The organism is Pseudomonas sp. NPDC087346, assembly GCF_044744235.1.
Classification (GTDB): domain Bacteria; phylum Pseudomonadota; class Gammaproteobacteria; order Pseudomonadales; family Pseudomonadaceae; genus Aquipseudomonas.
The window spans coordinates 1,033-1,579 of the sequence record NZ_JBIUXX010000137.1 but is presented as its reverse complement, the minus strand read 5'-3'; the positions used below and the strand labels follow the sequence as shown (position 1 = coordinate 1,579).

Here is a 547-nt window from a genome sequence, read left to right as displayed (position 1 = left end):
CCTCAACCCGCTCCAACTTTACAGGATGTCCAAAGTGTTACGCTCTTGTAGCTCAGTTGGTAGAGCACACCCTTGGTAAGGGTGAGGTCAGCGGTTCAAATCCGCTCAAGAGCTCCATATAACAAGGCAGATATGAAAATATCTGCCTTTGTTTTAATGGTCTATGTAGTTTTGCTTAATTATTTCTTCTAGGGGTGATATCGATGGCTAAGGAAAAATTTGATCGTTCCCTGCCGCACGTCAACGTTGGGACCATTGGTCACGTTGACCACGGTAAAACCACTCTGACTGCAGCTCTGACTCGCGTTTGCTCCGAGGTTTTCGGTTCGGCAATCGTTGACTTCGACAAGATCGACAGTGCCCCGGAAGAAAAAGCGCGCGGTATCACGATCAACACAGCGCACGTCGAGTACAACTCGAAGATCCGTCACTACGCTCACGTTGACTGCCCAGGTCACGCTGACTATGTGAAGAACATGATCACCGGTGCTGCCCAGATGGACGGCGCAATCCTGGTTTGCTCGGCCGCTGATGGTCCGATGCCACA

General features: G+C 50.6%; 1 protein-coding gene and 1 tRNA gene. Both read left to right on the top strand.

Annotation, left to right across the window (positions count from 1 at the left end):
* The first annotated feature begins 41 nt into the window (after positions 1-41).
* A tRNA-Thr gene (locus ACIOZM_RS31345) sits at positions 42-117 on the top strand.
* Positions 118-203: 86 nt separating this feature from the next.
* Positions 204-547 (top strand): GTP-binding protein (locus tag ACIOZM_RS31340; RefSeq protein ID WP_401221477.1); only part of this gene is annotated, 344 nt, incomplete at its 3' end.